Consider the following 10106-nt stretch of genomic DNA (forward strand, 5'->3'; position numbering starts at 1 on the left):
TGTTTAAATCTTACTAATAACAGTGTGCAAATAATTTTTTAAGTACTAAAAATAATTTTTCCGTTAACTATTGCTACCAATTTTACTCTCAATGGCCCGGCTGTATAAGTATCCTCTGCTGCGATCGCTTTGATCTCCAAAAGTTGATTATACTGTCTTAATTGGCTGACAAAGCGCAGAAAAGTCCCCTCTACTTGCACATTTTCGACAATTCCGGCATTACGGGCACGAAATTGGGAAGCAGAAATCAGTATTTCTAGCCGCTGCTGTAACTGATAAGATGTCATGGTTTGGGAATCAGCAGTAGTCGTGGCTAACACCGTGCCTCCCGAAAAAACCAGTTGATTCTGGGCTGTATCCGCAAAAAATTCGATCTGCTTTTCTCCCCTGACGTAATTACCAGCAGAAAAAATTCGCACGACGTATTCTTTACCATCGCCAATTTGCTTGCTTAATTGATCGACCCTATCCTGGGTCACGCGCAGCAGTTCTAAGTTTGCCGAATTTGCACCAGGTTCGCTTAATTCGAGGTTGGCGTTGCGATTGGCTTCTTGTAAAAGTTGTACCACTGCTTGACGAGCAGCGGCAGGTTGAGTAACACGAATTACAGCAGCGGACAGAACTTGACCGCGAACTAAGGCCAGCTTACCCAAACGCAGGTCGCGGTAGGACTGATAATATTTTTCCAGTCTGGCAACTTCCTGTTCTAGTTCCTCCTGTTGTGCTTCCAATTCTTTGAGGCGCGATTCCCGTTTGGTAATCACTTGCTCTCGTGCTGCAACTTCTACGTTACGCTTTTGAATCAGTTGATCCAGTTGAGCAATTTTTTGATCGCGCGCTTCTATCGCTTCTTGACGGTTAGCAAGTTCGCGATCGCGTTTTTCAATTGCTGTTTTGGCTTCGTCAATGGCTGTTTTCGCTTCTGCATATAGTCTTTGACGTTCTGTCTTCAAGAGTTCAACTGCCGCCTGTAGCTGTTTTCTCTGATTGGAAACGCTTTGCAACTCAGCTATGGCTTTTTGGTACTGAGTTACAACTTGTCCTAGCTGGCCTTGAGTGCGTTGGAGTTGAGTTTGAGTTTGAGCTTGTTGACTAATGGTACGGTTCAGCTGGGCTTGCGTTTCCCTCTGTTTAGCATTTGCCGCCTGCAAGGATTGATTAATTGCCTGCAAGTCTTGTTGTGCCTTTGCTTGAGCAATTCTTGCTTGGTTTAGCTCGCTTTCTACCTGACTTTTCTGCGTTTCTGCGGTTTTTAGCTGTTCTCGCTTCTGTCTGAGGTCTGTTTGAATATCTTCTAACTCAAAGACTCCTTTTCGCAAACCTTCGTCGGCAGCGAATAAAATCCCTAAAGTGGATGCTGAAATCAAACCACCAGTAAAAATTGTTACTAGTACGGCGGTGTTTTTTGGACGAAGCTTAAAAAGTGAGAGGCGGGCTTTGCCAACTCGTGTGCCGATGCGATCGCCCACGGTGGCAATTACGCCTCCCAGAATCAAAATTGCTGCGATGAGGATGTATCCGGTGGTCATCTTTAGCTACCGAAATCCTTCCTGATACAGCCTACTACTTTTAAGCATTGTCTGGAAAGAAGTGGAAATTGGCAATAGCTGAAATTATTCAATTTTAGATTTACCTCTAGCTATTAGTGTCATTTTTCAAAATAGAACACGCGCCGATTCCCCTTTCTCCAATTGTTTTTATGTGAACTGTCTACTTAAGGTAACAGGTTTATGCACAGTAATCTTCTTTTTGTGGATAGAAATCATTTTTTTCTCACGCAAATCTCCCAGTAGCCTAGTAACGGTAACACGAGTTGAACCAATTGCCTCTGCGATCGCTTGATGAGATAATTTCAAATCAATTGTGATCCCATCTGCACAAGGAACGCCAAAATCCCGACAAAGAATTAACAAAAAACTCACCAACCTAGAACCCATATCTCGGTGAGCAAGAGTTTCAATCATCATCTCTGTTTGTAAAATGCGCGAAGACAGACCTCGCAGCATTAACATTGATAATTCTGGATTTTCCTTGAGTGCTTGTTCCACTTGTTCAATTGGTGCTGACAGTAATTCCGCAGGCGTAAATGCAACCGCATGGTAAAACCGATCCGACTTATTTCCTGTCAGCAATGACAATACACCAAAAACACTATTTTCCCGCAGCAACGCTACCGTTATTTCCTCTCCTGCCTCGTACACCCTGGAAAGTTTAACAGCACCTTTCAAAAGAAAATAAACTCGTTCGGCAGGATCGCCAGGAAAAAAGATCGTTTTATTGCGTTCAAACGTTTCCACAACTGGCGGAAACGCCCCGGTCGCCATCTGACGAAAAACATTTGCTAGGGCTTTATCTTGTGTCACGATCATCTCCCTTCCCCTACCCAATGCCGGAAAAACAAAAACTGATTACCTAAGAATACACCCGAAAAATGAATAAAGCACCGTCAACCTTTCTGTACTTTCCTATACTCCAACTAATCTCTTCATAACTCTTTGTTTATAATGATACATAATTGTTGATCCTTTCAGCTACTAATTGTTGATAAGTACTTCCAATAGCTATATTCAAAAGGTTTTTTGAAGAACAAATAAAGATATCTTGAGAATATCTTTATAAAAAATCAAGGTTTTTGTCACAGCAAACACCCTTAGCAATATTCATTTTTGTCAAGCCTGTATAAAACAAAGACAAAACGTGCCTCAGATTCTAGTATGCTCCTAATGATCGATCGCATTAACAATTTATATGCTAAATCTGACTGGAAAAAATGCCCTTGTTACAGGTATTGCCAATAACCGCTCGATCGCTTGGGGCATCGCCCAACAACTGCACAAAGCTGGAGCAAACCTGGGTATTACTTACCTGCCGGATGAACGCGGCAAGATGGAGAAAAAAGTCGCGGAGTTGGTAGAACCTCTTAACCCCAGCTTATTTCTTCCCTGTAATGTCCAAGATGAAGACCAAATTAAATCTACCTTTGAGACAATTCGCGAACAGTGGGGAAAGCTAGATATCCTCATCCATTGTCTGGCTTTTGCCAGCAAAGACGATTTAAGTGGAGATTTTAGCCAAACCTCTCGTTCTGGCTTCAACACCGCCTTAGAAATTAGTACTTACTCACTAGTGCAATTAAGTGGTGCAGCGAAACCTTTGATGACAGAGGGAGGTAGTATCGTCACCCTGACATATTTAGGTGGTGTTAGGGCAATCCCCAACTACAACGTTATGGGAATTGCTAAAGCGGGTTTAGAAATGAGTGTGCGTTACCTGGCTGCTGAACTAGGGCCGCAAAATATCCGCGTGAATGCCATCTCCGCAGGCCCCATCCGTACATTGGCATCTTCAGCAGTGGGTGGAATTTTGGATATGATTCATCATGTAGAAGAAGTAGCTCCCCTACGACGCACCGTCACTCAGCTAGAAGTAGGCAACGCTGCGGCTTTCTTGTGTAGTGATTTGTCCAGTGGGATTACCGGACAAATTCTATATGTAGATGCAGGATATGAAATTATGGGAATGTGACGCGATAAAGTTAGGAGTTAGGAGTTATGAGTTATGAATTTTTAACTCCTAACTTCTAACTCCTAACTCTTTTCACTCCCCATGCAAACAACCAATCGCCAAGTTAATTCAAACTACGATCGCCTAACTGAAACTTCTCGGATTGCCACTGTTCACCGCACTACTGGTGAAACTGATGTGCAAGTTACCATCAACCTGGATGGTAGAGGAACTTGCACAGCAGGAACAGGCATTCCGTTTTTGGATCATATGTTGCATCAAATTGCCTCCCACGGGCTGATTGATATAGATGTCCAAGCCAAGGGAGACTGGGAAATTGATGACCATCACACCAACGAAGATGTAGGCATTACTTTAGGGCAAGCTTTCAACCAAGCACTAGGCGACAGAAAAGGCATTGTCCGCTTTGGTAATTTTCTTGCACCACTGGATGAAGCCTTAGTTCAGGTAGCGCTAGACTTTTCTGGACGGCCTCACCTCAGCTACGGCTTGCAAATTCCTACTCAGAGGGTAGGAACATATGACACCCAACTGGTGCGAGAATTTTTTGTGGCTTTGGTGAACCATAGCCAAATGACACTGCACATTCGGCAACTGGATGGTATTAATTCCCATCACATTATTGAAGCGACATTTAAAGCCTTTGCAAGAGCAACACGGCAGGCGGTAGAAATTGACCCCCGACGTGCTGGCTTTATTCCCAGTTCTAAGGGAGTTCTATGACAGGAGTCAAATTGAATATTGGGATTAGGCATTGAGCATTGGGCGAATGGCACTAAGAAAAGATAAAACCCCTGCTAGGGCTGGGTGTTGGGGGTAGGGTGTAGGGTGTAGGGAAAAAGTAAGAAAAGTACAATCCTCGTGCGAACATCAATGAACTTCTTGCTCACTACACCCCACACCCCACACCCAAAAGCCTTACGAATAATAGGTTTGCCGTTAACAAGCGTGCCATGCGGCATTGGGCATTGGGCACTTGTACTGAGTTTCGACTGCGCTCAACTACCGCGTAGTCGTAAAGCCTGCGGCATAGCTACGCTTCGGGCGCAGCCTCTTCAAGAGTTGTATTGGGCATTGGGAAAAATCTACCCTTGTCTTCCCAATCCCCACTCACCAGTTTGAGCTAATTGACACACTCGTTTGTGATGGTTATTATCAGCCTACCGGGTAATTTTTAATTAATACCAAGCTGATAAATAGCGATTTAACCGAGATGAAGTCTGTTGCAGATGACCCTAATTCTCAACTTAATACGACAGACACTCCGCCAGTAGTCCTAACTTCTGAGTTGCGAAAAGTCTATCGCACTGGTTTTTGGCTAAATCAAAAAGTCGTATCTCTCAAAAACTGTTCTTTAACGGTTTACAAAGGCGAAACCTTTGGGTTGTTGGGGCCTAATGGCGCTGGTAAAACCACCCTTTTAAAATTATTGCTGGGAATTATTCATCCTACCTCTGGACGGGGATTATTATTGGATAAGCCAATAGGCGATCGCAGTGTTAAGCAACATATTGGCTATCTGCCAGAAAATCCCTATTTGTATGACTATCTCACTGGTTGGGAGTTTTTACAGCTTGCTGCTGGGTTATTCCAAATTCCCCAAAGTGTCCAACGCCAGCGCATTCCCCAACTATTGGAATTAGTCGGTTTATCCCAAGCTGATGCCCGTAAAAAGCTTTTGCGGCGCTATTCCAAAGGAATGCTCCAGCGTGTTGGTATGGCACAGGCGCTAATTAACGAACCAGATTTGGTTTTTCTAGATGAACCAATGTCTGGTCTCGATCCGGTGGGACGCTACCAAATGCGAGAAATTATTCTGGCGCTCAAAGCTGCTGGTAAGACGATTTTTTTCAACAGCCACGTTCTTAGTGAAGTAGAACAGATTTGCGATCGCATTGCCATCCTCGCTCAAGGTGAACTAATTTGCTCTGGTTCGCTCAATGAACTCTTAGGCATAAATCACATATATCAAGTAAAAGGTCAAGGTGGTGACTGGGAAATTCTCAAAAAATGGATACCCACTCTCATATTTGAGCCTGATGGTTCCTGGCACGGTACACTACAAGACGGTTACTATGATTTTCTTGCCAGTCTTCGTCTTATGGAAGGTAAAATTATCGCCATTAACTTGTCACGCCAATCCTTAGAAGAATTTTTTATTCAACAGATCCAAAGAAAAAACAACCCCTTGAATTAGTCTTGTTGCTAAGTAGTAAATTGTCTACTGGCTTGAAGAACAAAACCCAAAATTCTGCCTTTTTGAGTTCTCTTTGCCAACGCAATCCACAAAAAATAAAATTCCGACATCTTTTCAAGGTTATTTATATTTATTTAATGAACTCGTTCCTAATTTTAGTAGTCCTTTACTACTCATCGCAGATTTTAAATGTCATCAAATTAACTCTGACAATAAAAATTTATTCGTGACTACTTGATTGTTAGCTAACAGATAATTTATTGTAGAAACTGGGTTTATTGGCGTAAATCTTATGTTTTTTGATATTACTCTATTCAAGCAACATTAAATTTAAGCTAACTTCACTAAAAATTTAACTTCAATAAACAAATTTCCTCCGGAAAATCACACTTTTCTAGGAAAATAAGAGTGTCGGGGAACATGAATACTTAGGTATAGTCAAAATAAAAATGTTTAGACAGTACTTTATTGATTGTAGTTTCAGAGTCTCAAGTAAATATGCTTAACAAAAGTTTGTCTAAATTCCTAATTCAGCCAGCTGTAGGTATGGCTTTGTTAACTGCTGTCAATGCCGCTGTGTCATCTGCCAGTCTAGCTCAGGGACAACCATTACCACCAACAACACAACCACCAATTACACAAACACAATTAGATACTAATTATTCATTAGGAGGCGGCGATCTCATCCGTGTAAATGTATTTGAAGTACCTGAATATACAGGTGAATACCAAATTCCCCCCGGTGGAGCAATCAACCTACCTTTAATTGGCAGTGTATCGGTATTAGGGCTAACAACTGAACAAGCTTCTGACGAAATAGCTAGAAGATATGCTCGCTTCCTCAAACGCCCCTTAATCTCAGTCAATCTCTTGTCTCCTCGTCCCATCAATATTTTTGTTGCTGGAGAGGTGACACGTCCTGGAGCTTACACTCTAAACTTGAGCGGAGGCGCCGGGAACAATCCAGGCGTACAATACCCCACTGTATTAGCCGCATTAACAACAGCGCAGGGGGTGACTTTAGCTGCGGATGTGACTCAAGTTCAATTACGGCGTAGAATAGGACGTTCTTCAGAGCAATCTGTCACCCTCAATTTGAAAGAACTCATTCAAACAGGCAAGTTATCGCAGGATATTACCTTGCGGGATGGAGACACTATAGTTGTGCCAACAGCAACCAACTTCAACGTCGCAGAATCTCGCAATATATTTGCATCCAACTTTGCCGCCAGTCAAACCACACCCCGCACAGTAACAATTATTGGTGAAGTTAACCGTCCTGGTTCGTATCTTGTCACCCCAGGTAATACAGATAGCCAAGTGGGCGCAACCCCTAACAGTGGCACTGCCAGTCCCACTGGTTTACCAAATGTGACACGAGTAATTCAATTAGCTGGCGGGATTACAGCACAAGCTGATGTGCGTAATCTCAAGCTACGCCGACCTACAAGAACTGGCTCAGAACAATCTATAGATATTAATCTTTGGCAACTGTTACAGAGTGGTGATGCCAATCAAGACATCATTGTGCAAGACGGAGATACAATTGTTATTCCGACGGCAACTGAAATTAACCCCGCAGAAGCGACTCAATTAGCTACGACTACTTTGTCTCCTACACGGATTCAGGTTGGTGTGGTAGGCGAAGTTAAAAAACCAGGTCTAACAGACGTTCAACCAAATAGTTCTTTAAATCAAGCTATACTCGCTGCTGGCGGATTTAATGATGCCAGAGCTAGTAGTAGTGCTGTTGATTTAATTCGCCTCAACCCTAATGGTTCTGTCACTAAACGTATAGTAAAAGTGGATTTCTCGGCTGGGATTAATGAGCAAACTAATCCCATACTCCGCAATAATGACGTTGTAGTAGTCAACCGATCTGGTTCAGCTAAGACTGGCGATACCGTCAACACCATAACTGGACCTCTAGGTGTTATCTTTAATCTTTTGAACTTATTCGGACTTTAGTTTAAAAGATAGATGCAAATTGGGGACGTTAGCCAACCCTCTTCGTCCCTAAAATTGCACTATCCTTTAATCAAAAGCAAGTTACACATAACAAACGCTTCACAAGACATTGCTTCTTCCAACTTGCGTTTTCTAAATGCTGTGATACTTGTTAATACAAGTCTGCTATAAATACTCTGACAGCCGCTCTCTTCTGATTTGCCAATGTTCTAAGCTATCTGACCACTTTTATATATCCGTCATTATAATAATTTTAAGTAATATTACCTATAAAAAAATACTGTAAACTTTAAAACTCTCACTGTAAATTCATAATGTGCATTGATAGGCTTTTGAAATCTTTATTGTAGGTACTCGGATTTCTTATGATAATGAGAATCTTTTAGAAAGCAGATTTCGTAAATACTAGTTCATCACTGATTTTTAGTCATTCAGTGATTCTTATTATCATAAGAATTATTTAAGTAAATCAACTAATTGATGACAGATATACTATTTTAACCACAGATACCGCGTATACACAGTAGAATGATGTCGAATTGGAAATGACGCCATTTGTACGGTTGCTTGGTGTTCATGAATAGGGTAACTCTGGATACTGATATTTTTTATTCAGTGACTTTATCAGATGTTTGCAATTTTTTGGAACACAAGCTCAAAAGGTGGTTCAGCCATATTTACGCGAAAATGCGCAGGTTTAAACCTATAAAACCGTGTATAAACTTACAAGTGGCAGTGATACGACCGTATCCAATACTGGGTTATTAACTAAGGCTAGAGTTACTAACCGTTAACGATTGAGTTTTTGCAACATACCCTATTTTTTCCCTATGATGATTCATGGTTTCGGTTTTCTCAGTTTGAGCGCATCTCTTGTACTTCCCTGGGCATTAACAGGTCTGGTTCAAGGGCAGAGAATAACAGAGTCTTTCTTTAAAGATGTTCCTCAGCCATCCACTATTCAGGAAACACCACTACCTAACCGCAAGTTGATCAGTGGTATTTCAACTGGGACAACATACTATGTTAGTGGTAACGGAAACGACAGAAATAGCGGACTTTCTACCTCATCCGCTTTTAGAACACTTCAAAGGGCAGCAAACCTGACTAATCCTGGCGACACGGTACTTATTATGAACGGGCAATACAAAAATGGGCCCAAAAACGGTGCTGTACTAAGTATTAAACGTTCTGGAACTGCAAATGCATGGATTAAATATAAAGCATATCCTGGGCATTTTCCAAAAATTCAGCACAATACGTGGAATGGTATCTCGATTTCAAATGGAGCTTCATACATCGAGATTAACGAGCTGGAGGTTATAGGGAACAATGCTAATATCACCCGTAATTATGCGTTAAGTCAGAAATATAACACATCAAATCAGCTTACTAGCGGAAATTGCATAAGCATTGATGGAGGAAACAAAGGCCGTTCTCATCATATAAATATTCTAAACAACAAAGTGCATGATTGTGGAGGAGCAGGTATCTCAGCAATCCAAGCTGATTATGTGAAAGTGGATAATAACACTGTTTTCAATAACGCTTGGTACACAGTTCATGGTTGCAGTGGCATTTCCCTGCTTAATAATTGGAGTTCTGACAACAAGCAGGGATACAAGATATTTGTGACCAATAACAGAAGCTACAATAATCGAATGTACGTTCCTTGGATTGGTTCCGGAACGATTTCAGACGGTAATGGTATTATTGTTGATGTTTCAAAAGGATATAGAGGACGGATTTTAATTGCAAACAATCTCACCTACAATAATGGCGGTTCAGGTATTCATTCCCATGATAGTCAGCATATCGATATTATCAACAACACGGCATATTTGAATCAGCAAAGTCCAGAAGTTAAAAAAAAGGGAAAAGGCGAAATTTATGCGGGTTATTCGTCTGATGTCAAAATTTTCAATAACATTATGTATCCTTCCCCTGGTAATGTTGCGAATAGCAATATGAAAAATGTCAACGTCAGTTATAACTACAATGTTTATCGTAATAATTCGACAATCAAGATTACAGGGCCTAACGATATGATTGCAGATCCACAGTTTGTTAATGCCTCGGCTCGTGACTTTAGATTGAAATCAACAAGTCCGGCAATTAATAGTGGCTTAAAGTGGAGTAGTTTGAAAACTGATTTTCTAGGCAATCCTCGTGTGTCCGGTTCTGCACCTGATAGAGGAGCATACGAAAATCGGTAGTAGTTAAAAGTATGGCATTGGGTTGTAGGATAAAGTTTTTATTGATATATAGCTTTTGTCTACAACTCAATTCAAGAAGGCCAGCAACAGCCACGAAGCAAAACAGTGAAGATATATCTTATCCGATCTAGGAGCGCTATATAAATAATTCGGCGTTGCATAAATGCGGGATGAATCATGGAAACACGGGTATTTCTCTA

General features: G+C 41.4%; 8 protein-coding genes. 6 read left to right on the forward strand and 2 right to left on the reverse strand.

The window, feature by feature from the left end; genetic code table 11:
- Nucleotides 1–38: 38 nt before the first annotated feature.
- A complete protein-coding gene (locus tag RMY64_RS12975) occupies nucleotides 39–1529 on the reverse strand; it encodes a DUF3084 domain-containing protein (RefSeq protein WP_322671732.1) in 1491 nt (496 codons plus the stop codon).
- A gap of 168 nt (nucleotides 1530–1697) precedes the next feature.
- A complete protein-coding gene (gene ntcA / locus RMY64_RS12980; RefSeq protein WP_017652326.1) occupies nucleotides 1698–2369 on the reverse strand; it encodes a global nitrogen regulator NtcA in 672 nt (223 codons plus the stop codon).
- A gap of 379 nt (nucleotides 2370–2748) precedes the next feature.
- On the opposite strand from ntcA, the gene fabI reads away from it, so the two are divergent.
- From fabI to RMY64_RS13010, 6 genes are all read left to right on the forward strand, one after another.
- Nucleotides 2749–3525, forward strand: a complete 777-nt coding sequence (gene fabI, locus RMY64_RS12985; protein WP_322671731.1) for an enoyl-ACP reductase FabI — start codon at nucleotides 2749–2751, stop codon at nucleotides 3523–3525.
- A gap of 81 nt (nucleotides 3526–3606) precedes the next feature.
- Nucleotides 3607–4248, forward strand: a complete 642-nt coding sequence (hisB, locus tag RMY64_RS12990; protein WP_322671730.1) for an imidazoleglycerol-phosphate dehydratase HisB — start codon at nucleotides 3607–3609, stop codon at nucleotides 4246–4248.
- Nucleotides 4249–4398: 150 nt separating this feature from the next.
- Nucleotides 4399–4647: a hypothetical protein gene (locus RMY64_RS12995; RefSeq protein ID WP_322700225.1), complete on the forward strand. Its 249-nt coding sequence runs from the start codon at nucleotides 4399–4401 to the stop codon at nucleotides 4645–4647.
- A 91-nt stretch (nucleotides 4648–4738) separates the two neighbouring features.
- Nucleotides 4739–5722 (forward strand): ABC transporter ATP-binding protein, encoded by a 984-nt coding sequence (locus RMY64_RS13000; RefSeq protein WP_322700226.1) that lies wholly within the window; start codon nucleotides 4739–4741, stop codon nucleotides 5720–5722.
- 498 nt (nucleotides 5723–6220) lie between these two features.
- Nucleotides 6221–7690: an SLBB domain-containing protein gene (locus tag RMY64_RS13005; protein WP_322685417.1), complete on the forward strand. Its 1470-nt coding sequence runs from the start codon at nucleotides 6221–6223 to the stop codon at nucleotides 7688–7690.
- An 830-nt stretch (nucleotides 7691–8520) separates the two neighbouring features.
- Nucleotides 8521–9906, forward strand: coding sequence for a choice-of-anchor Q domain-containing protein (locus RMY64_RS13010; RefSeq protein WP_322685416.1), 1386 nt, complete (start codon nucleotides 8521–8523; stop codon nucleotides 9904–9906).
- Nucleotides 9907–10106 lie beyond the last annotated feature (200 nt).

This window comes from Nostoc sp. DedQUE08, assembly GCF_034530895.1.
GTDB lineage: Bacteria > Cyanobacteriota > Cyanobacteriia > Cyanobacteriales > Nostocaceae > Nostoc.